Genomic DNA, 21,066 nt, shown 5'->3' on the forward strand with positions numbered 1-21,066 from the left:
TTTTATGAATCAGAGATCCTCGCCTAAAATTGTTTTAACAGCGACGCGGCCCTGGGTCATCGTCCGACCAACCGCAACTCCGACAAAGTATTCCGGATAGTTGCCCGCAAAGAAGCTGCCGGAACAATCGCCGATTGAATAAAGACCCTCAATCACTTGATGATGCGTATCATAGACCTGACATTTCGGGTTAATCCGCAGACCGTCGCAGGTTGTCAGCAGGCTGCCGCCTAAGAAACAGCCATAATACGGCGCTGTATTGACCGGCCGCATCCGATAAGCTTCTTTTCCGAAATCCTCATCAACGCCTTTGGCGCACAGCTCATTGTAGCGCTCTACGGTTGCCGTCAGATTTTCAGCAGGAATACCCAGTTTTTCTGCCAATTCTTCAATCGTATCGGCTTTAAAGATCAAACCTTGTTCAACATAGCTTTCCAGCATCGGGATGATGCCGTTGCCCTGTGCGATATTGACCGAGATTTGTGCACAGCCATATTGATCATAAGCCAGAATCGCCTCTGTGACGTTCGCATCCATGATCGCCGCATAAACACCATCCGTCTGCAGGGAAGCCGCATGGTTCAGGAAATCATACGGACAGGATTCGTTGGCAAAACGGAAGCCCTCTTTATTCACTTTCAGATGCGGCTGGGTACCAGGATTAAACTGATAAACCGTACCTGGGAAAGCAAGATTTCCCTGACCATCATCGACATAGCCCGCTTTAACGCCCGGAGCGACCAGACCGCGGTCAAAAATCATCGGCGCATCCGTCGTATCCATCTTAGCACCGGCCCAAATGCCGGCACGAATTCCTATTCCAGTATCCGGACCATAGTAGCTGTTCGCTGTAACGCACTCATTAACAATCGGCGCCAATGCCTTGATCATCTTCGGATTGCCTGGATAACCGCCGGTTGCCAAAATTACATTCTTTGCATTGATTTTTACATAAGCTCCGCTGGCATCCGTGAAGATCGCGCCGGATACTTTTCCGTCAGCATCCTGTACCAGCCGAACCAAGGTCATGGAATAATTGACTTCATAGCCTAAATCCTGAATATGCTTTTCCAGAAAGCCATTGCGTTCGCAGCCCATCGAAGCTGCAAATTCACTGCCCTCCGGAGCGTTGACTGTATGCCAGATCGAAGGAACGTAATATTCCATATTGTTGCCGCCGACATGGTTATCATGTGCGATATTCACCGACGCTGTCAAACCCAGACTTTCCAGGTAGCTGATCATTTCAGCACTGTTGTTCATCCACATCTTGATGACTTCCATATCGCATTTGTAGGAAGCATAACGGGCAATCTCATTCAGCAGGCGATCCTTCTGGACGGTGACGCCGGCTTTTTTCATAGCTTCAGTATCCAGCGCCCCAATCCAATGACGTGTATCCCCCAGCGTTTCATTCTGTTCGCAAATCATGAAATCCATCTTGGCATCCGCAGCGGTTGCAGCAGCCATCATCCCGCCATTGCCGGCACCAATAATCAACAGATCGGTATCATGGGTCGAAGCAATCTGCGAATCCGCAATCTGTGGAGCTTCGCCTAACCAGTCCTCAGAGTCAGCACCACTATTTTCAATTAAAGCCTCAGCCAATCCTTGGGCCTGCGCTATACAGTTGTTGACTGCTTTCTTCAGCGCTGGAATGGTAATGTCGGCAGTCGCTGCGGTTTCCACATCGGCTGACTGCTTCTCAACAATCAGCTTGGCTAATTCGTCGGCGGCCGCCTTGCCGATTGATTCAGTTTCTCCTGAAGCTTCGATCGCACAATCGGTAATCTTATCCGCACTGAACGTCAGCTCTACTGTCATATAGCTGGAATAGCCTTTGACAACTGCGGAATAGGTTCCTGGCGTATAGATTCCTTTGGCCGCCGCGGGCGCATCGTTGGCACAGCCGGTCAGACTGACGGCCGCTAAGCCTAAGGCACTGGCCGCTGCCCCTTTCAGGAAATCCCGGCGGGTAATGCTTTTTGAACTCATCTTTCTTTCCTCCCTTGTTTCAATATGTTCATTATTTCACATAGGCTCTTGCAAAAGAAGTCTGAATTTCTTATTATTGTTATAAGGCATTCCTTATAACAGAAAGAATGGAGGAACCCCATGCTGAACCCTCAATTAAATACGTTTATTCAGGTTGCGGAAAACGGCAGTTTTTCCAAGGCCGCGGAGAAGCTGTATATTACGCCCAGTGCTGTAATTCAGCAAATCAACAATCTGGAAAAAGAGCTGCAGGTCAGCTTATTCATTCGTACACGCCATGGAACTCAGCTGACCCCGGCGGGTGAATATCTGTTTCAGCAGGCCGGCTCCCTGCTTCAGACCTGCCGTGAAATTGAAGAAAATTTGATAACGCTTCATCGCCGCGGACAGCGGAAAATCACGGTCGGTACCAGCTTATTGATGAAATGCCGGGTCTTTTATCCGTTGTGGACACGTTTTCAAAAAGCGGTTAACGATCAGATTGACGTTGAGATTCTTGATCTTTCGCTTAATAAAGAGGCGTATAAGGCTGATCTCTTGGAAGGGATTTATGATGGTGAAGCCTGGCAGCTGGACCGCCAGTTTCTTCCTTTATTTCAGGTTCCCATTGCCTGTGCCGTTGCGCGGAATCATCCGCTGGCCAATAAATCCTGTTTGACCTTTGAGGACATGCGGCCTTACACGCTGGTAACGATCCATTCAAACATGTCAGAGGAGCTGGATCGCCTGCAGCAGGAAGCCAAGGTGCAGGGAATTCGGGTCATTGAGGTAAAACGGTATGATTTATCCGTCTTCAGCCGGTGTATCGTTCATCAGGACTTACTTCAGACACCGCTGTGCTGGAAAGACATCCATCCTGACTTAATCACCCTTCCCTGTGCCTGGAATTACTCGTTGGCTTATGGCTTTCATTATGAACAAGAACCCAACAGCGCTGTTCGGGAATTCATGGACTTTGTTCGCCGAATTAAGGAAACGGAAACGCTTCATCTTTGATTAAGCCAAAGATCGGTATTCCAATAATCATTCGTTCTATTCGCTATAATGTCATTTTTTACGAGTAATCAAAATTGCTTTTTTCCTGCATGCTTGGCATATTTCCTATTTTTTCCGATATTTTAGTTTTAGCCAATCTTGATGATCTGAAATGTGCTTAAATATAGAAAAACCGCGTGGCTTACGCGGCTTTCTTCTATTCATTATTCAATAGGACTAAATGGCTTAGCCTTTCAGCTTTTCACCAGACTTAAAGACTGCACAGACCTTACGGACACAGGAAATATCAGCTAACGGATCACCCTCAATCGCAATGATATCCGCTACTTTTCCGACTTCAATCGTTCCGTAATCCTTCAGCACGCCGATGCAGTCAGCACCGTTGCGGGTGGAAGCTACAATGGCATCCATCGGCTTCATACCGTTAGCGACCATCAGTTCCAGTTCAAATGCGGAATTATTATGGAAGTTGTACGGCGTACCGGCATCCGTCCCCATCGCAATCTTTACTCCTTTGGCATAGGCTTTTTTAAAGCTTTCGATATGCGCATCCACGACCATGTTTGCTTTGCGCAGCACATAATCCTTCATCCCTTTTTCAACACCGGCATCCAGAATGCAGCGCGGCGCGGCCAGCGTCGGAACCAGATACGTACCATGCTCAACCATCCAGTCAATGCATTCGTCATCCAGGAAAATGCCATGTTCAATGGAATCAATCCCGGCATGCAATGCGTTTTTAATTCCCTGAGTTCCCTGCGCATGCGTCGCTGTTTTGCGGTCGGCTTTATGCGCTTCATCAATCGCAGCTTTCATTTCTTCCATCGTCAGCTGAGCGCTGCCCGGTTCCACGCCTTTGGTCATTACCCCGCCAGTTGCCATGATCTTGATCAGATCGACACCCTGCTTCAGCAGTTCACGGGCATGCTTGCGGCATTCATCCACACCGTCTGATTCCAGACCGCTCTTCCAGCCATGACCGCCGGTCATCGTAATCACTCTGCCGGCACAGTACATATGCGGTCCAACGATCTTCCCTTCTTCGATGCATTTCTTAATTTCCAAATCATAATACTTTTCAGATCCCAGTGAACGGACAAATGTTACACCACTGTCAATATAATCGCGGGCATTCTTCATTCCCCACCAGGCCTTTTCCATGGTTGTCAGCGACTCTTCTTCCTCATCGCTGATCCCCACGGCAGACAAACTGTGCACATGACAGTTAATCATACCCGGCATGACCGTTTTATCACTCAGGTCAACCCATTCCTCATCGTTTTTGCCATGGAAGTCTTCGATCTTGACGACGCGTCCATCTTCGATGCAGACTGCCTGGTTCTTTTTCGGCTCTGCTCCAGTACCATCAATGAATGTTCCTGCATGAATCCAAAATTTTTTCATTTTCTACTCCACCTCATTCGTTTTCTTAACTTTCATTATAACGCATTTTCTGTTTCAGACAACTTGAAAGTTTTTTCATTGATTTATAGTCTGAGTGCAATTAGAATGACATTGCCTTAACAATAGCATATTGTAAACCAATAAAACTGATTAACGCTTGAACGCATAACAGAAGACTTTTATTATTAAAATTGCACACAGATATTTAATTGCTGTGTATGAATTTAATAACAACATGTCATAAAAATCCATATCGACTAAAACAATCGTATAAGTTTTCGAATACCTGAACGCTAAACTATTGCTGAACTATTCTACATTTTAATTCACCTTGAGGTGAAAAAAGAGGCTGTTAGGCCTCTGTTTAAAAAATCGCTTTTTCCGTTGCCTGATCAAAGAGATGGATTTTGGAAAGGTCCATCGCCATGGAAAGATGGGAATGAGGGTCTGCCTCCGTCCGGGCAGAAACTTTGGCCACAAGCGGACAGCCTTCCAAAGCCCCGTGCAGAATCAATTCATGGCCCAACAATTCGCAGACCTCCACCTCAAAATCAAAACTGGAGGATGGATAAGTTTCCGCAACAATTCCTTCACAATGCAGATCTTCCGGACGGATGCCGAACACTACACTCCGTCCCTCTGCTTCCTGCAGAGCCTTTGCATACATCATCGGCAGCTGAACACGATAATTTCCCGTACAGAAAGCGCCTTTTTCAATCTTGCCGGGAATGAAGTTCATCGCCGGAGAGCCGACAAAGCTCGCAACGAACATATTGACTGGATGATTGTAAATTTCCTTCGGCGTTCCGATCTGCTGGATATAACCGTCCTTCATGACGACAATCCGGCTGGCCATCGTCATGGCTTCGGTCTGATCATGCGTGACGTAGATCGTCGTTGCCCCCAGCTTCTCATGCAGCTTGATGATCTCCGAACGCATCTGCACACGCAGCTTGGCGTCCAGATTGGACAGCGGTTCATCCATCAGGAAAACCTTGGCATTGCGCACGATTGCCCGCCCCAGTGCAACCCGCTGCCGCTGGCCGCCGGAAAGTGCCTTGGGTTTGCGTTTGAGATATTCTTCGATTTCCAGAATCTTCGCCGCTTCCTTGACACGTTTGTCAATTTCTTCCTTCGGCATTTTCTTCAGCTTTAATCCGAAGGCCATATTATCATAGACGCTCATGTGCGGATACAAGGCGTAGGATTGGAATACCATGGCGATATCGCGATCCTTCGGCATCACATCGTTCATCGTCTTGCCGTCGATCACCAATTCGCCGGAAGTGATTTCTTCCAAGCCGGCAATCATGCGCAGGGTTGTGGATTTACCGCAGCCGGAGGGGCCGACAAAGACGATAAACTCTTTATCTTCAACGTCCAGATTGAAATCAAACACTGCCTGAACCTTATTGTCATAGATCTTATTAATATTTCTTAAACTGACCGTGGCCATGTCGCTTCCTCCTTATTTCATCATGTAGCTGCGGATCAGCCTGACTAAATCGTCATAGCCGCCCAAAAACTGGTTCATCGTCGCTAAGAATGCTCCGTAATGTTCAAATTCTTCCGATTTCAGTCCGTCTTCCAAATAAGCTTTCTTGAATTCATCCAGCTTCATTAATTCAGCCATCAGCTTGGGATCCACCGGCGTGCCGATGTTGTTTTTGATTTCCACATCGCTGTTGTTGTACTTGCGCTGCCAGTCGCTGGTGATCGTCAGCACGATATCCCCGCCGATGAATTCTTCCCAATGATGCTGATTACGGAAGGCGGCCACTAACAGCTTAGTGCGGTAGCCGCGTTCTTGATATAAGCGGTAAGCATTCTTGACCACCGCGACCCCAGCCATGTCTAGCGCTTCGGCACTGATCAGCACATCTTGCTGCTTCACCCAGGCTTTTAAGTAATCGTCCGTTCGGCCGGCCATGATCGTGCAGACCGGATGCATTTCGGCGGTCGGCAGTCCTTCAGCTTCCCGTCGGGCCAATCCGCGCTCAACCGCTTCTGCCACCGCAATCGCCTGGGCGCAGGTGAAGGAAACCGTCGCGTTGATGCTGATGCCGCGATAGGTTAATTCCTCGAACGCTTCGACGCCGGCTTTCGATGTTGGAGCTTTGATTTGAGAGTTGGGAACGACCGCCGCTAACTCGCAGGCCTGCTCAACCATCTTGTCCTTGCTGCGGTAGAACTTGGCGTTGGTCTGAAAGGAGATCCGGCCCTTCTGACCCCGGCTGGCTTCAAACAGTGGCAGTAAGAGCTTGCTGGCCTTGGCACCCAGGGCTTTGATTACATCCCAAGCCACTTCATCTTCGGTATAAGCCGGATGATCAGTGATAATCGTTTTGATCGTTTCTTCCCATTGCGGCAGTTCTTTCTTCAGGACATTGCCGACGATGACCGGATTGGTCGTCGCACCGCTGGCGCCGTTGTCGATCGCATACTGCAGTTCCGCGCAGCTGCAGGAATCGTTCCAGACTTCGGTCTGCGGAAACTGCGTGACGGTTTCATATAATTTATTCATTCGCCGTCCTCCTAACTCAGCCAGTCCTTTTTATCCTTGGGATTCCATTTCGTCGTGACCTTGCGCGTCGTTGTCAAAAACGACAGCGAACCATAGCCGGTAATATCACCATATCCAAACTTAGAGCCTTTCAAGCCGCCGAAGGAAAACGGATCGCGCGGCACCGGAACGCCGATGTTGACCCCCAGCATGCCGCTGGATAATCCCAGCACCGCTTTCTGAGCATAAAGTCCGGTATCTGTAAAGATCGAAGCTCCGTTGCCATACGGCGAACAATTCTGATAAACAATCGCCTCTTCCAATGTTGCAGCCTTGATAATTTCCAAGGTTGGTCCGAATACTTCTTCTTCCGGCATCAGCTCGATATCATCATACAGAATGACGCTCGGACCAATATAATAGCCGTTAGGATCCCCTTCAATTTGAGCTTTTCGACCATCGACAACAAGGCTGCCCGGAGTTTTCTCAAGATATTGACATACCTTGTCCACGGCTTTTTGGGAAATCAGCGGCGGACAATCCCGCCCAGCAACCATTTCTTTGGATAGTGTGATGATCTGATCAATGACAGCGTCGCAGTGACCGATCGCCAGCACCACCGAGGCCGCCATGCAGCGCTGGCCGCTCATGCCGTAAGCGGCGGAAGTAATCTCTTTCGCCACGATCTGCGGGTCGACTTCCTCGGTCACCAGAATATGATTTTTAGCTCCGCCCATGGCCAGACAGCGTTTCAAGCTGGCTGTTGCCCGTTTGTAAACCAGTTTGGCAACCGGGGTTGAACCGACAAAGGTCAGGGCGTCGATATCCGGATGATCGCACAGCGCTTCCACAACTTCCTTCTCACCGTTGACAACGGAAAGCAGACCGTCCGGCAGCCCTGCTTTGGCAAACAATTCCGCGATTTTCATCGCTGTGATCGGCGTGGCTTCACTCGGTTTCAGAATGACCGCGTTGCCGCAGACCAAGGCGTTGGGTATCGTCCACATCGGCACCATCAGCGGAAAATTAAACGGGGTAATGCAGGCGAGAACACCGACGGGAAAGGTCATTTCCTTGACTTCAATTCCACTGCTGACAAGTTCGGTCCTGCCCGCGATCACGGCAGGGATGCTCACCGCAAATTCGCACAGCTCCACAGCCTTGGCGACAGCGGCCTGTGATTCAGCTAACGATTTGCCGTTTTCCTGCGTGATGATCTGCGCCAGTTCTGCTTCATGATCCAGCAGCTGCTGACGCATCGCAAACAACACTTCGGTGCGTTTCTTATAGGTCAACTGCGCCCATTGCTTTTGGGCTGTCCGGGCTTTGGCCACGGCCTTATCGATCATCGCTGAATCGGCATAGCTGACCTCACCGATCACCTGACCGTTTAACGGACTGGTAATCGGATGGACAGAAGCGGGGTTATGCAGGGCTTCGCTGCCGATTTGATTATTAACTTTCCACATATTCTATGCCTTCTTCCTGCTTGATTTCCGCCATGGTTACCGGACGATGCTCATGCATGGATTTCGCTGCCGCCTTCGCCATCAGCACCGGGATCAGGCCGTCGACTCCTCCGACAGCGGTCGGTTTGTTTTCCCGAATGGCCCGCGTGAAGCTGATAATCTCCTCGGCAAAGGACTGCATGTAGCGTTCCAGAAAGAAATACAGCGGCTTTTCAGATTGGATTCCCTGTTCATCGCTGAGGATCAGTGTGCTGGCCGTATCATTCTGCGTTGCGGCGCTGCCCTTGCTGCCAAAGACTTCCGCCCGCTGGTCATATCCATAAGCAGCCCGGCGGCTGTTGCTGATGCAGCCAATCGTTCCGTTTTCAAACCGCAGCGTAATCTGGGCGCTGTCGATATCCCCAAGCTCCTGAATTTGCGGATTGACCAGCGCTTCACCGACAGCGTACACCTCGGTGACCTCACTGCCGGATAAATAGCGCACCATATCGAAATCATGAATCGTCATATCCATAAACATTCCGCCTGATACCTTGACATAATCCAAGCTGGGCGCTTCAGGATCGCGGGAAATGACGGTGATGAAATGCGGTTGACCGATCCGCCCCTGCTCGACAGCCTGACGCAGTGCTTTGAAATTATGATCAAAGCGGCGGTTAAAGCCCACCTGGAAATGAACGCCGGCCTGTTTCACGGCTGTGATGACCTCTACGATTCGTTTGGGATCCGGATCCACCGGTTTCTCACAGAAAATATGTTTTCCAGCCTTAGCGGCTTCAATTGACAATGCGGCATGCGTATTGGTGGAGCTGCAGATCAAAACGGCATCCAGACGAGGATCCTGGATCAGTTCCTGCGTATCTTTCCCGCATTCCAGGATTCCTAATTTCCGGGCTTCGGCTTCCATTTCAGAATTCATAAACGGATCGCTGACCCGCAGAACGCAGGCGTCCTCAACCCACGTCTGAATGCTGCGGGCATGAACTTTGCCGATCCGGCCGAAGCCGATGATTCCAATGTTCAACATTTTTCATTCCTCCTTTTAACAGCCAGTCTTTTCCCGGATAAATGTCCGGGCCTTGATGGCGTATTCCAATGGATTGGCTTTGGCCGGATCCTGTTCCGCTTCCACGACCATCCAGCCTTCATACTGATGCTGCGCCAGACAGGCAAAGATCGGTTCAAAATTGATCACGCCATCCGAGGGTACGGTAAAGCTGCCGGCCCGCACGCCTTCCAGAAAGCTGAGCTTCTCACAGCGCACTTTTTCCAAGATCGCCGGCCGGACGTCCTTAAGATGAACGTGAACTACCCGGTTGATATGTTTTTCCAAAACACGCATCACCGCTTCCTGCGTTCCTTCGGAATAATAGAGATGACCGCAGTCGTAAAGCAGGCCTACCTGATTTGAGGTGTGTTCCATTAAATAATCAATTTCGGCTTCGGTCTGGACGCCAGTGCCCATGTGATGATGGACGCCCAGCTTCATGCCCTTTTCCGCCGCCAGTGCTGCCAGTTCTTCAAAGCCTTCGATCACAGCCTGCCATTGGGCTTGGGTATAGACCGGCTTGGCATCGAAGATCGGCAATGTCGTGCCCTGAATGCTGTTGCCCTGCTCGCTGATCCCGATGACTTTGGCTCCTAACGCATGCAGGAAATCGCGATGTTCAATAAATTTCGCGATTGTTTCCGCTTTCTGACCGCGGGTGAAATAGGTGGAAAACCAGGCGTTGCAGATCTGTAACCCGCGCAGCTTCAGCGCTTTTTCCAACACTTCCGGATCGCGGGGATATTGGTTTCCGATCTCGCAGCCCGCATAGCCGGCCAGCGCCATTTCACTGATACATTGTTCAAATGTGTTCTCCCTGCCTAAATCAGGCATGTCGTCGTTGGTCCAGGCAATCGGCGCAATGCCGATTTTCACATGATTCAGCTTCATCTTAATATCTCCTTGCCTTTTCGCGCTGACTCTGCAGCTGCTGGTAGGCTTCCTTTACCTTCTCAAACGGACTGACCGAAGCCAGACCGACGTTCCACCAGGCATCATAACCATCGCTCATCGTCTTAGGCAGCACCTTGATGTCAATCAGGACGCTGTGCTTAGCGCGGGCTGCTTTGATCAGGGCCTCTTCCAGCTCTTTCTCACTGCGCACCGTCCACGCTTCACACCCATAACCGCGGGCTACTGCCGCATAGTCAATCGGAATATAGCTGCCGTCGAGTTTTCCGCTTTGCCGGCTGCGGTAACGGAAATCCGTACAGAAACTTTCCAGACCGTTGGACATCTGCAGATTGCTGATGCAACCGTTGCTCATGTTATCGAACAGACAGACCGTGATCTTGGCATTTTCCTGCAGCGAAGTCACCAGTTCGCCATGCATCATCAGAAACGCCGCATCGCCGACCATCGCATACACCTCACGCTGCGGCTGTGCCAGCTTGGCGCCCAACGCGGCTGCAATTTCAAAGCCCATGCACGAATATCCATATTCCACGTTGTAGCTGTTTTCACTGCGGCTGACCCACATCCGCTGCAGATCGCCGGGCAGCGAACCGCTGGCAGCGACGATTAACGAGGAAGGCGCAATTTTCTCATTGATCAGTTTGATCGCGGCGGTCTGTGACAGACAGGACGCTGTCATCCGCTGATATTCCTGCAGCTGCTTTGCATAGTCGTTTTTGATCTCCGGCTGCACTTGTTCGGAATGCCGCACACGGGTAAAACGTGCGACTTCTTCATTCCACTGCCGTTTTACCTTACTGATGCCGATATCATTTTCATGATGATAGTGATGCTGGCGCAGGATCTGAGCCAGCTGCTCCAAAGCCACCTTGACGTCTGCCTTGATCGGCAGCGCGTCCATTTTTAAGCTGTGAAAATCCGACAGATTGATCTGAATCAGCTTGGCTTGGGCAAACAGCTCCTTGGATCCGGTCGTAAAATCCGTCAGCCGCGTGCCCAATCCCAGAATTAGATCGCAATCACGAACATAACGGTTGGCCGCCAGATTCCCGGTGATGCCGATCCCGCCCAGATTGTAAAAGAAATCCGAGGTCACGGTGGATTTGCCGGCCTGCGTTTCCGCCATCGGCAGCTTGAACTCATTGCAGAATTCGCGGATCCTTGCCCCGGCCTCACTGTAACGGCAGCCGCCGCCGACAATTAACAGCGGATTGCGGGAATCCAGAATCTGATAGGCCGCTTTGTGCAGCATCTCGCTGTCGGGAAGCGTGCGGATCAGCGTATGGGTTCGTTTCATAAAAAAGCTTTCCGGGAAATCCCAGGCTTCCCCCTGCACATCCTGCGGCAGGGCGATCGTAACCGCGCCGGTTCCCTGCGGATCCGTCAGTACCCGCATCGCGTTGATCATCGCGCTCATCAGCATCTCCGGCCGCACAATCCGATCAAAATAACGGCTGACCGGACGGAAGGCATCGTTGGTCGTCAAGGACAGATCATACGGCTGCTCGATCTGCTGCAGCACCGGGTCAGGCTGGCGGGTAGCGAAGGTATCCCCCGGCAATAACAGCAGCGGCAGATGATTGGCCGTCGCCGTGGCCGCCGCCGTCACCATGTTGGCGGCACCCGGACCGACCGAGGAAGCCACGGCGATGATCTTGCGCCGCTGATGCTGCTTCGCAAAGCCAAGCGCCGTATGCGCCATCCCCTGTTCGTTGCGTCCCTGGAACACCTTCAGTCCATGATCTTCATGAAGCAGCGCTTCGCCTAATCCCAACACGATTCCATGACCGAAGATCACGCTGACCCCTTCCACAAATTTAGTTTCTTTTCCATCCAGGCTGACATACTGCTGATCCAGAAACCGAACCAGCGCCTGCGCCGTTGTACAATGCACTGTTTTCATTCCTTACCCTCCCGATTGCTCCGTCCGTACATGCTTGCTGATGCTGATGCCGCTCGCCTTCGCTGCTGAAAGTCCCTTTTGTTTCATCGGACTTTTCAAGCGAAACAATGCGGGCGCTTGATTCCTCAGGCTTCATTTCATATAATGAAAACAAAGTCGAGGATGCTGAAGCTATGAAATATAACCGTTTAAATGAAATTGAACTGTATTTATCGCAGAAACAATATGCGTCGATTGAAGATCTTTTGGAAAAATTCAATATTTCCCTGCAGACGCTGCGGCGGGATCTGAAAGAGCTTCAGGCCCGCGGCATCATCACCAAGGTGTACGGCGGCGTGTTGTTTAAGCGCGGCAATTCCGTTCAGCTGGATCTCAGCCAGCCGGCAGCTCATTCGACGATCAACATTGAAGAAAAAATTAAGATTGGCGAATTGGCCGGATCCCTGGTTGAAAACAACGATATCATCTTCATCGACTCCGGATCCACGGCCCATTACATCGTTGATTTTCTCGCCGACAAAGAGAACATTACCGTCGTTACGCACAGCCTCGACGTCCTCAATGCTGTAAGCAAATACCCGTCGATCCATTGTCTGGCCTTAGGCGGCGCCTATCATCATGAAAGCCGTTCCTATTACGTCGATACCGATACGATGCGGTATCTGTTCAACAAATCCTTCATCGCCACCGTCGGCTTATCCCTGCCCCGCGGCTTAACCAACATGAACTTCTACGAAGCCGCGGTCAAGACCAAGGTCATCGCCAACTCAATCAAAAATTACGTGCTCTGCGATCATACCAAATTCAACGTGACCGCCTTCAATAACTTCGCTTCACTGGAAAAAATTGAAGGCGTGATCACGGATGAATGTCCGCCGGACAATTACCTGAATTACTTCAAGCGCAGCAATATCCAGCTTTTTTATTAACTGATGGGTCAGATTACTCTCCATTAAAGCTCAAAGTGGGTGACTTCCCGGGCCTTGGGACATTGCTTCCAATAGTCCTCGATCATCTGTAAATTCAGATCCCAGCGGAAGCAGCCCAGCACTTCCGTGCACAGACCGCCCATGATGTTGCCATAGCGGATGCAGTCCTCCAACGGCAGCTCATGATATAGCCCATAGATCAGACCGGTCAGAAAGTTGTCGCCGGCACCGGTCGGATCAATCGTCTTAAACGTTAAACCCGGCACGTGGATATACTTGGAATTCAGCTTAGCGATGCAGCCCCGCCGTCCAAGTTTGACGATCGGGGTTTTTGTATACGCCTCCAGCCGATCCAGCATCGCCAGCGGATCGTGCGTACCGGTCAGCTTTTCCGCTTCTTTTTCGTTGGGTGTGAAGTAATCGCAGACCTTGAGATGCTCGCCGATCTTCTGAAACGACAGATCATCCGTCCAGCCGACATCGAACACGAGGATTTTGCCTTCTTCCTTCAGCTTGCGCGCGACCGATAAATCCTGCGGACAGAAGCAGATGGAACTGGATTTATAAAATTCATAAATGGTTTCCGGCCCGCAGTCCAGCTCATTCGCCCCTTCGTTGTAACAGACAAAGCTGCGTTCAGCTTCCGTCGTGATCACGCAGGTCACGACCACCGGATGTTTTTTTCTTGTCTGAAGTGTTTCCACATAATGAAAGCGGATGTCGTTCAGCAGATCGCTGGCAATTCGCGATTGAAAATCATCGCCGAAATACGTTCCCAGCTTGACCGGAATTCCCAGTCGGTTCAGCATGATCGGAATAACCATCGGTCCCCCACCCAGCTCGATCTTAAAATCGGTTGCGAATACTTCTTCTCCCTCATTGGGAAAACGGTTGATATCTTTATAGATGAGATCGACGTTCATCTGACCGATCACGGCCACGATTTTACTCATTTCCATGGCGGCATCCCGTCCTTTTGACTTTCCTTTAGGAAAGCATCGACCAGTTTTTCCGCCAGATCAAGATTGGCAACCAGCGGATGGATCAACAAGGCTTTCACGGCCAGATCCCGATCACGATTTAATATCGCCCGGACAGCGGTGCGCTCATATTCCTTCATCGTCTGAATCAGATTCATGATCGGCTGAGGAATGTGCGGCTGACCGATGGGATGGGCGCCGTTGTGATCAATCCGGCAGGAGATTTCCACGACATCCTCATCCCGCAGTCCGGCAATCGCACCGCGGTTGGGAACGGAAAGAATCATTTCAACCGGTTCATCCTGGGAAAGCGCCTTGACAAAACGCAGCGCTACCCCAGCATAGCCGCCTTCATCCGGTGTGGATAAAAATTCCTCCACGCTGGGTACATCGTAATGCCGCACACGGGCCTTGCCGGATTCATTCATCATGTAGTGATTTTCCCGAATGTTATAATGCTCAAAGAAAATCCGGAACGCTTTTTCAAATTCCTGATCGGGATCGACATTTTCCAGCGCCTTGTTCATCATCGTGTTGACGCGTTCAATCAGCTGCGCCCGTGATTCCCCGGCCTGTCGGCTGGATTGAATGACCTTGCGGGTGTAATAGTAAAAATACAGATATTCGTTAGGCAAACAGCCATCGGTCATTTTCAGAACCTGCGGCTCAAACAGCCGCATCTCGGTTTTGACAAACAGGTTAGGATCTGTAAAGATCGGCTCGGTGACATCCTTGCCGTCGACCTGAAAATGGGTAAACCACGAGAGATGATTCAAGCCGAAGCATTCACAGGAAAAGTGGTTTTCCGCCACATTGAGCATCGCTGCCAGCTGCTTGACAAATTCGCTTGGGGCATCGCAGATCCCATAAACCGGATAACCGCAGGAATTCAGCGCCTGGGTGACAATTCCGCTGGGATTGGTAAAGTTGAAGATCAGACAGCCGGGATGAGCCAGCTGCTTGATTTTTTCGCAGTAGTCCAACAGCACCGGAATCGAGCGCATCGCCATCGCGAAGCCGCAGGCACCGGTCGTTTCCTGCGCTAATAAACCAGTCTGACTGACGATTTCCTCATCCCGAACGCGGCTGTGATCGCCGCCGGAACGAATTGTCGTGATTACGAAATCCGCGTCTGTTACGGCTTCCTCTACGCTGCGGGTCAGCGTGACCTTCAGCGCGGGGGCGATGCGGATCGCGATCTGCCGGGCCAGTTTGCCATACCGATCCAGCTTGGCTTGATCGACGTCCATCAGCACGACTTCCGTCAGATTCGCCAAACCGGCATTGCAGGCAATACTCTTGGCCAGAAAACAGGATCGGACGCCGCCGCCTCCCAATACGCACAGTTTCATAAGAGTTCCCCTTTCTTACAGATAACGGGCAATTTCTTCCTTAAAGAAGTCGATATCGGCAGTGATCAACGCTTCTTCCGGCAGCCCTTTGGCCTTGGCGTACAGGGTGTCGGCATAGGTCAGCACCGCGCGGACATCAAGCGGTTTGCCCAAGCTGTTGAACTTGTAGTAATTGTTATGATAGAGATCATCCAGCACCGCATCCGGCAGATCCAGACCCCGGCAATGTTCCTCAAACGCCGTAAATTCTTCCTTGGTTTCCAACACCCGCTGCAGGCAATCCACTGTCTGCTGCCAATGATCGGAGAAGGTATCCGTACCATAGAGAATCTTATGGGAATAATCGCGGAAGAAATCCCGCCATAAATCTACATCCTTGGCAAAGTTCTCAAACATTTCCCAGCCCGGCGTGATATCGAAATACAAATTTGGGTAGCGGTCAAGCATTTCACAGCACAATCCGTGCTGATCGGAAATGAAGAAGAAATGCGGAATGCACAGCTTCAAATTGGGATGTTTGCGCAAAAACCCGAAGGTTTCCTGGTCAATTTCCAGCTTTTTCGGAAATGTCCCGTCGCCGTAGAAATTCCCCTTGCCCACAGCCCACTGCGGAAGCAGATCGGCATGCCAGAATTCCATCGGATCGTTGATATGATACAGAATTGGGAACTGACGTTTAGCGGCATAGTCGAACATCAGGTCGTAGGCTGGATCATCCAGCCGGCGGTTTAAGCGCTTGCGGATTCCCGGCTTGCCATCGAGCATCTTGATTCCGTCATAGCCCATTTTGTCAAACATCTCGATCTGCGCCCGCAGATTTTCCCCGTCCGGCAGCTGCATGCCGTCATAGTGGAACGAGGCATACGCTAAGGTGCGTCCCTGACCTTTCAGTTTCAGCAGCGCGCCCATCAGATTCTGCGTCAGCGCGCGGCTGCCGATTAAGGTACAGCCTAAGAATGTCCAGTGATCATATCCGCAGGTTTCAACCATGTCGAAGCATTCCTGAATCTTCTCAGGATCAAACAGGTGGATGTGACAGTCGCTGATCGGTCTTCTAAATTGCAGCATGATTAATTCCTTTCCGTTGTCGGAACGATTTTTTCCGGCAGCTCATAGTCGTCGTGGGGCAAAAGCTCATAGGCTTTAACCCATTCAAAACGTTTGTAAAGCCGAAAGCCTTCGGCGTAGCGGATTTCCTGGCGCCGGCACTGCAGCGCGCGGAAACGGTTGACGATTTCGATCATTTCCTTCGGGTCTTCGCTGAACTGCGACTGATGCTGACGGGCCATTGCAAGCTTGGTTTCCATGAATTCAGTAATATCCACATAATAATCCGGATTAAAATCGACCCCGCAGGCTGTATCGGCGAAGAACACCGGCGCCCAGGCGCTGTTGAGAACTAAGCGCGACAGACAGCGGTGATCATTGTGGTAATCGTTGGGGGCACAGGTGAAGATGACGTCCGGATTCAGCTGTTCCATCACCGTGATGACCTTTTCATAACAATCCCGATCCTCGATCAGCCGATGATCCTCCAGATCCAGAAAAATGGGTTCAACGCCCAGCATAGCGCAGGAACGTCGGGCTTCAGCATGACGTAGAGCCACGATTTCCTCAGCGCTGACGGAATCAGGAAGATGTCCCCGACCCCGCCGGCCATCCATGGCAATCACCACATGCACCTCATGCCCCTGGGCTTTGTATTTCAGCAGGGTGCCGGCAACCAGTATTTCCATATCATCCGGATGCGGCATCATCGCCACGACTTTTAATTGACGCATAAGGCTCCTTTCTGAGCGCGCTTTTCTGTTTTCAATTCGCGGAATACAGCGCGGCAGGCTGCAGCTTTCATCAGCCAGGTGGCGCTCATAAACAAAATCGTCACGGCTTCAATTCCCCAACCCCAGCGAGCTTCCGCAAAACTCAGGCATTGATAGATCATCGAGAAGCCGATCCAAAGATAGCTGTAACGAGCGCTGGGTGAAGTCCGAAGCGTTCGTACTGGATAAAGCATGACCACAAGAGCTGTGTTGATAACAAAAAGCAGGGAAGGCAGCGAAGCGCACAGCTGCAGTATTCCTTTCTGCGAATCCAAGACTTCCAGCTGATACAGATCCTGCGCCGGATCGATCAAAAGATAAGCATTATTCTTTAAGATCAGGGTGATCAGACCCGCGCTGATCAGCAGGGAGAACATCCCCAGAATCAAGGTAACCCGATAAACTTTCTTTTTCATCAGCCCTTCACCCCGGTCTTGGCGATGCCTTCAACAAATTGTTTCTGGAAGATCATGAAGATGATGATCATCGGCAGAACAGAAATGACCGCGCCGGCCATGACCTGTTCATAGTAAGTCGTATGCTCGCCGATCAGCATCGCCAGACCGGCAGACAGCGTCATTTTTTCGATCGAACGGTTGACGATGATCGGCCACATCAGATTTTTCCAGGTGCTCAGCATCGTCATGATGCCCAGCGCCACTAAGTTCGGCGTGACTAGCGGCAGCATGATCTGCCAGTAGATCCGAAAATACGAGCAGCCGTCCATCCGCGCGGCCTCATCCAGATCCTTCGGGATGGTCTGGAACGCCTGACGCAGCAGGAAAACGCCGAACACGCTGAACAAGGACGGCAGCACTAAAGCCGTTAAGGTATTGGTGAGCTTCAGCTGCACCATTAACCGAAACTGCGGAATCAAGAAGATCTGACCCGGCACCATCATCAGTCCCAGCATGCCGATAAACAAAATGTTCTTAAATGGGAATTCCAGCCGTGCAAAGGCATAGGCTGCCAGAGAAACGATGAACAGCTGTCCGGCAATCGTAACGAGGGTGACGACAATCGTATTCCAATACAACGTCAAAAATGGGAATTTGTTGTATACGATCTCATAATTGACCCATTGAATTTCCTTTGGAAACATCTGCAAAGGAATCCGAATCGCTTCCTCATAGGTCTTGATCGAGGTCAGAAACATCCAGACAAAGGGGATCAGCATGATCAGCGCAAAGATCACCAGCGCTGCATGAAACAGAAATTTAACTTTATTCTCTTTCATAAGGACCTCCTTAATCGTAATTAACCCAGTATTTCTGGGCTACAAACTGGACGGCGGTGATCGCCAGAATAATCAGGAACAGAACGACCGAGATTGCCGAAGCATAACCACGGATATTCTGGGTAAACGCAATTTCATAGAAGTAGCTGACCAGGCTCATCGAATATTGATAAGCTACGGTATTTCGCTGAATCATTAGGAAGATGAAATCAAAGATCTGCAGGATATTGATCATCGACATGATCGTAACGAAGAAAATCGTTGGGCTTAATAACGGCAAAGTGACCTTGAAGAAAATCTGCATTTTGTTTGCGCCGTCGATTTCCGCCGCCTCATAATAAATCTTAGAAATTCCCTGCAGCCCCGCCAGCATGATGATGACCTGATAGCTGACCATCGACCAGACCAGAACGATCAGAATGGCCCATTTTACAGTATTGGGATCACTCAGCCAGGCAATCGGCTGTCCGCCGAGCTTGACAATGATGTAGTTCAGCAGGCCATACTGGTAGTTCATCAGCCAGCGCCAAAGCAGGCCGATCGCTGCCGGCATCGTAATCGCCGGAAGAAAGATCGCGGTGCGGTACAAGGTTTGACCCTTGATTTTCTGGTTGAGCAGCCAGGCGATGACTACCGAGAAGCCAACGACTAACGGGACGCCCAGCACTGTGTAAAACAGCGTGTTTTTTAAGGCCGTCCAAAACAAAGGATCGTTGAACAGCCGAATGTAGTTGCTCCAGCCGACAAAGGTCGGCGGTCCGAAGGCACCAACTTTATTGAAGCTGAAATAAATATTTTGAATGAAGGCAAAGAAGTAAAAGATCAGTAAGCCGATCACCATCGGTGCAATAAACAGATACGCCGCGCCGGCTTCCTTGACTTTTCGTCTGGAAAATTTCAGTTTGTTTGTACTCATGGGACTCCTCCTGATTCCAATGAATCAGAGTTAGGCAAAATCAGCTTTGCCTAACTCCGGATCTCGCATAATAAATTAATTCAGCTGATCAAGCACCGCCTGCGCCTTGGCTGCTCCATCCTTCAGCGCCTGTTCGACCGGCTGCTGACCTGAAAGGGCCATCGCAATCGCATCGTTGACGAAGGTGTTCCATTCAAAGTTGCCGTTGGTCGGATATGGGAATCCGGTCTTGGTCACGTCGGCAATCACCTGCGCGTCGATATTCTTGAAGCTCTTGACATATTCTTTCTGAGCTTCAAAGTTAGCCGGGAAGTCGATACCATTCTGTGCTTCCACGCTCATTGCTTCTGCCCCAGTCAAGTATTTGATCAATTCCCAAGCTTCTTCCGGATGCTTGGTCTGGGATGCAATCGCATAGCCTAAACCGCCCAGAACTGACTTGTTGTTGACTGCCATGGAAGGCATCGGAATTAACTGAATCGCACCGTTCTGGCCTAAGCTTGACGTATCCAAAACGGAGGCTTTCCATGAACCGATAAAGACGATCGCGCCCTGTCCGGAAACAAACAGATCTGTTCCTTTGGTTTCGGATAAAACAGTATACGGAGCCATCATTTTCTGATCCATCAGATCAACCATCTGCTGGATTGTGTCGATTCCTGCCGGTTCTGCGACGCCGGTCTTCTTCCCGTCTTCAGACAGATAAACCGCACCGTTTTGTTCAAAGAAATTGACGAAGGAAGGCTGAGCATCCAGTTCCATGACGATCGGATATTCCGTGCCGCCTGCCGCTTCAATCGCATCGCGCAGCTGACCGGCAATTGTCCGCATATCATCCCAAGTCCAGCCCTCTTTCGGGAGCTCGACATTGTACTTCGTAAAGATTTCGGTATTCAGCGCGACATAGACGGCATCCAGCCCCTTCGGCAGACAGTATTGTGTGCCTTCATAATTGAACGCCTGAACACGGGCATCGACATACTGCGTCAAATCATAACTTTCTGCCTGAATGAATTCATCCAAAGGCTTTAAGACGCCGCCTTCGACATATTTTGGCAAATACGTGTTCATCCACATAACGTCTGCGGATTCTCCGGATTCCAGCGAAGCATCCAGCTTCTGCCAGTAGTTGCTCCACGGAACCTGTTCAATGGTTGCAACGATTTCACCGTCATGCAGTTCATTGAATTTGTCGATATTCTTTTGGATAACTGGTGCCTGAACCTCATCCCACAAGGTAAGGCTGATCTGTACCGGACCGGAGGTTGTACTTTGTCCGCCATTGCCTCCATTAGAACAAGCGGACATGACTAAGACCATAAAGCTGCAGAGAAGAATGCTGAGTAATTTTTTCATAATAACGTTTCTTCCTTTCCGTTGGCGTCAGTGTAAGCGATTACATTTGAAAGTGTCAAATTTTGTGTGCTCTTTTCTTGGTATTGTGTAAGAATTATTTTTGTATTTTTTGATACTCTTTTGATACTTTCTTGACTATTTCTTTTGTCTTTTCTTATTTCCCGCATCTCATGATCAACAAAAAAAACCGTTCAATATCCACGGTTTTCTCGCCTTTTTCTATATTTACTGAATTTAGAATCT

General features: G+C 50.3%; 18 protein-coding genes. 2 read left to right on the forward strand and 16 right to left on the reverse strand.

All coding sequences use genetic code 11. The annotated features are described in order from the left end of the window. Positions 1-9: 9 nt before the first annotated feature. The gene (locus MCG46_RS14870) at positions 10-1,995 is read right to left on the reverse strand and encodes an FAD-binding protein (RefSeq protein WP_240280662.1); all 1,986 of its coding nucleotides are present in this window, start codon (positions 1,993-1,995) and stop codon (positions 10-12) included. Between the two features lie 120 nt (positions 1,996-2,115). On the opposite strand from MCG46_RS14870, the gene MCG46_RS14875 reads away from it, so the two are divergent. Continuing rightward, positions 2,116-2,991, forward strand: coding sequence for a LysR family transcriptional regulator (locus MCG46_RS14875; protein WP_240280663.1), 876 nt, complete (start codon positions 2,116-2,118; stop codon positions 2,989-2,991). A 225-nt stretch (positions 2,992-3,216) separates the two neighbouring features. On the opposite strand, the gene MCG46_RS14880 is transcribed toward MCG46_RS14875, so the two are convergent. The 7 genes from MCG46_RS14880 to iolD all read right to left on the reverse strand — a co-directional run bounded on the left by MCG46_RS14880 (position 3,217) and on the right by iolD (position 12,233). Next, positions 3,217-4,395, reverse strand: coding sequence for a metal-dependent hydrolase family protein (locus MCG46_RS14880; RefSeq protein ID WP_154238408.1), 1,179 nt, complete (start codon positions 4,393-4,395; stop codon positions 3,217-3,219). 364 nt (positions 4,396-4,759) lie between these two features. Then, entirely contained in the window at positions 4,760-5,851 is a 1,092-nt protein-coding gene (locus tag MCG46_RS14885) for an ABC transporter ATP-binding protein (RefSeq protein WP_240280664.1), read from the reverse strand. Between the two features lie 12 nt (positions 5,852-5,863). Further along, entirely contained in the window at positions 5,864-6,919 is a 1,056-nt protein-coding gene (locus MCG46_RS14890) for a transaldolase family protein (RefSeq protein WP_240280665.1), read from the reverse strand. Positions 6,920-6,930: 11 nt separating this feature from the next. After that, positions 6,931-8,367: an aldehyde dehydrogenase family protein gene (locus tag MCG46_RS14895; protein ID WP_240280666.1), complete on the reverse strand. Its 1,437-nt coding sequence runs from the start codon at positions 8,365-8,367 to the stop codon at positions 6,931-6,933. Continuing rightward, positions 8,354-9,394: an inositol 2-dehydrogenase gene (iolG, locus tag MCG46_RS14900; RefSeq protein WP_240280667.1), complete on the reverse strand. Its 1,041-nt coding sequence runs from the start codon at positions 9,392-9,394 to the stop codon at positions 8,354-8,356. Before iolG ends, MCG46_RS14895 begins: the two co-directional genes overlap by 14 nt. A 15-nt stretch (positions 9,395-9,409) precedes the next feature. Beyond that, the gene (gene iolE / locus MCG46_RS14905; protein ID WP_240280668.1) at positions 9,410-10,306 is read right to left on the reverse strand and encodes a myo-inosose-2 dehydratase; all 897 of its coding nucleotides are present in this window, start codon (positions 10,304-10,306) and stop codon (positions 9,410-9,412) included. Position 10,307: 1 nt separating this feature from the next. Then, positions 10,308-12,233: a 3D-(3,5/4)-trihydroxycyclohexane-1,2-dione acylhydrolase (decyclizing) gene (gene iolD, locus MCG46_RS14910; protein WP_240280669.1), complete on the reverse strand. Its 1,926-nt coding sequence runs from the start codon at positions 12,231-12,233 to the stop codon at positions 10,308-10,310. A 173-nt stretch (positions 12,234-12,406) separates the two neighbouring features. Here iolD and MCG46_RS14915 point away from each other — a divergent pair, with 173 nt between their 5' ends. Beyond that, complete coding sequence (locus MCG46_RS14915; RefSeq protein WP_020224499.1) at positions 12,407-13,162, forward strand: DeoR/GlpR family DNA-binding transcription regulator; 756 nt, start codon at positions 12,407-12,409, stop codon at positions 13,160-13,162. Positions 13,163-13,185: 23 nt separating this feature from the next. Here the strand turns inward: MCG46_RS14915 and MCG46_RS14920 are convergent, their stop codons facing one another. From MCG46_RS14920 to MCG46_RS14955, 8 genes are all read right to left on the reverse strand, one after another. Beyond that, entirely contained in the window at positions 13,186-14,121 is a 936-nt protein-coding gene (locus MCG46_RS14920; protein WP_240280670.1) for a carbohydrate kinase family protein, read from the reverse strand. Next, on the reverse strand, positions 14,112-15,494 hold the full coding sequence (locus MCG46_RS14925; protein ID WP_240280671.1) for a hypothetical protein: 1,383 nt from the start codon (positions 15,492-15,494) through the stop codon (positions 14,112-14,114). Before MCG46_RS14925 ends, MCG46_RS14920 begins: the two co-directional genes overlap by 10 nt. Positions 15,495-15,509: 15 nt before the next feature. Next, positions 15,510-16,562, reverse strand: coding sequence for an amidohydrolase family protein (locus tag MCG46_RS14930; RefSeq protein WP_154238416.1), 1,053 nt, complete (start codon positions 16,560-16,562; stop codon positions 15,510-15,512). 2 nt (positions 16,563-16,564) lie between these two features. Further along, complete coding sequence (locus MCG46_RS14935) at positions 16,565-17,275, reverse strand: PIG-L deacetylase family protein (RefSeq protein ID WP_240280672.1); 711 nt, start codon at positions 17,273-17,275, stop codon at positions 16,565-16,567. After that, positions 17,263-17,730 carry a hypothetical protein gene (locus MCG46_RS14940; protein WP_240280673.1) on the reverse strand — a complete coding sequence of 156 codons (468 nt, stop codon included), beginning with the start codon at positions 17,728-17,730 and terminating at the stop codon, positions 17,263-17,265. Before MCG46_RS14940 ends, MCG46_RS14935 begins: the two co-directional genes overlap by 13 nt. After that, positions 17,730-18,551, reverse strand: coding sequence for a carbohydrate ABC transporter permease (locus tag MCG46_RS14945; protein WP_240280674.1), 822 nt, complete (start codon positions 18,549-18,551; stop codon positions 17,730-17,732). Before MCG46_RS14945 ends, MCG46_RS14940 begins: the two co-directional genes overlap by 1 nt. Before the next feature lie 10 nt (positions 18,552-18,561). After that, the gene (locus MCG46_RS14950) at positions 18,562-19,467 is read right to left on the reverse strand and encodes a carbohydrate ABC transporter permease (RefSeq protein ID WP_020224506.1); all 906 of its coding nucleotides are present in this window, start codon (positions 19,465-19,467) and stop codon (positions 18,562-18,564) included. Between the two features lie 75 nt (positions 19,468-19,542). Next, positions 19,543-20,823, reverse strand: a complete 1,281-nt coding sequence (locus MCG46_RS14955; protein ID WP_240280675.1) for an ABC transporter substrate-binding protein — start codon at positions 20,821-20,823, stop codon at positions 19,543-19,545. Positions 20,824-21,066 lie beyond the last annotated feature (243 nt).

This window comes from Holdemania massiliensis, from assembly GCF_022440805.1.
Classification (GTDB): Bacteria; Bacillota_I; Bacilli_A; order Erysipelotrichales; family Erysipelotrichaceae; genus Holdemania; species Holdemania massiliensis_A.

Bases quoted from the DNA above. Each gene is read 5' to 3' on its own strand.
- MCG46_RS14950 (WP_020224506.1), bottom strand. From the start codon at position 19,467: ATGAGTACAAACAAACTGAAATTTTCCAGACGAAAAGTCAAGGAAGCC.
- MCG46_RS14955 (WP_240280675.1), bottom strand. From the start codon at position 20,823: ATGAAAAAATTACTCAGCATTCTTCTCTGCAGCTTTATGGTCTTAGTC.
- MCG46_RS14890 (WP_240280665.1), bottom strand. From the start codon at position 6,919: ATGAATAAATTATATGAAACCGTCACGCAGTTTCCGCAGACCGAAGTC.
- MCG46_RS14915 (WP_020224499.1), top strand. From the start codon at position 12,407: ATGAAATATAACCGTTTAAATGAAATTGAACTGTATTTATCGCAGAAA.
- MCG46_RS14885 (WP_240280664.1), bottom strand. From the start codon at position 5,851: ATGGCCACGGTCAGTTTAAGAAATATTAATAAGATCTATGACAATAAG.
- MCG46_RS14935 (WP_240280672.1), bottom strand. From the start codon at position 17,275: ATGCGTCAATTAAAAGTCGTGGCGATGATGCCGCATCCGGATGATATG.
- iolG (WP_240280667.1), bottom strand. From the start codon at position 9,394: ATGTTGAACATTGGAATCATCGGCTTCGGCCGGATCGGCAAAGTTCAT.
- MCG46_RS14945 (WP_240280674.1), bottom strand. From the start codon at position 18,551: ATGAAAGAGAATAAAGTTAAATTTCTGTTTCATGCAGCGCTGGTGATC.
- MCG46_RS14875 (WP_240280663.1), top strand. From the start codon at position 2,116: ATGCTGAACCCTCAATTAAATACGTTTATTCAGGTTGCGGAAAACGGC.
- iolD (WP_240280669.1), bottom strand. From the start codon at position 12,233: ATGAAAACAGTGCATTGTACAACGGCGCAGGCGCTGGTTCGGTTTCTG.
- MCG46_RS14925 (WP_240280671.1), bottom strand. From the start codon at position 15,494: ATGAAACTGTGCGTATTGGGAGGCGGCGGCGTCCGATCCTGTTTTCTG.
- MCG46_RS14870 (WP_240280662.1), bottom strand. From the start codon at position 1,995: ATGAGTTCAAAAAGCATTACCCGCCGGGATTTCCTGAAAGGGGCAGCG.
- iolE (WP_240280668.1), bottom strand. From the start codon at position 10,306: ATGAAGCTGAATCATGTGAAAATCGGCATTGCGCCGATTGCCTGGACC.
- MCG46_RS14940 (WP_240280673.1), bottom strand. From the start codon at position 17,730: ATGAAAAAGAAAGTTTATCGGGTTACCTTGATTCTGGGGATGTTCTCC.
- MCG46_RS14880 (WP_154238408.1), bottom strand. From the start codon at position 4,395: ATGAAAAAATTTTGGATTCATGCAGGAACATTCATTGATGGTACTGGA.
- MCG46_RS14930 (WP_154238416.1), bottom strand. From the start codon at position 16,562: ATGCTGCAATTTAGAAGACCGATCAGCGACTGTCACATCCACCTGTTT.
- MCG46_RS14920 (WP_240280670.1), bottom strand. From the start codon at position 14,121: ATGGAAATGAGTAAAATCGTGGCCGTGATCGGTCAGATGAACGTCGAT.
- MCG46_RS14895 (WP_240280666.1), bottom strand. From the start codon at position 8,367: ATGTGGAAAGTTAATAATCAAATCGGCAGCGAAGCCCTGCATAACCCC.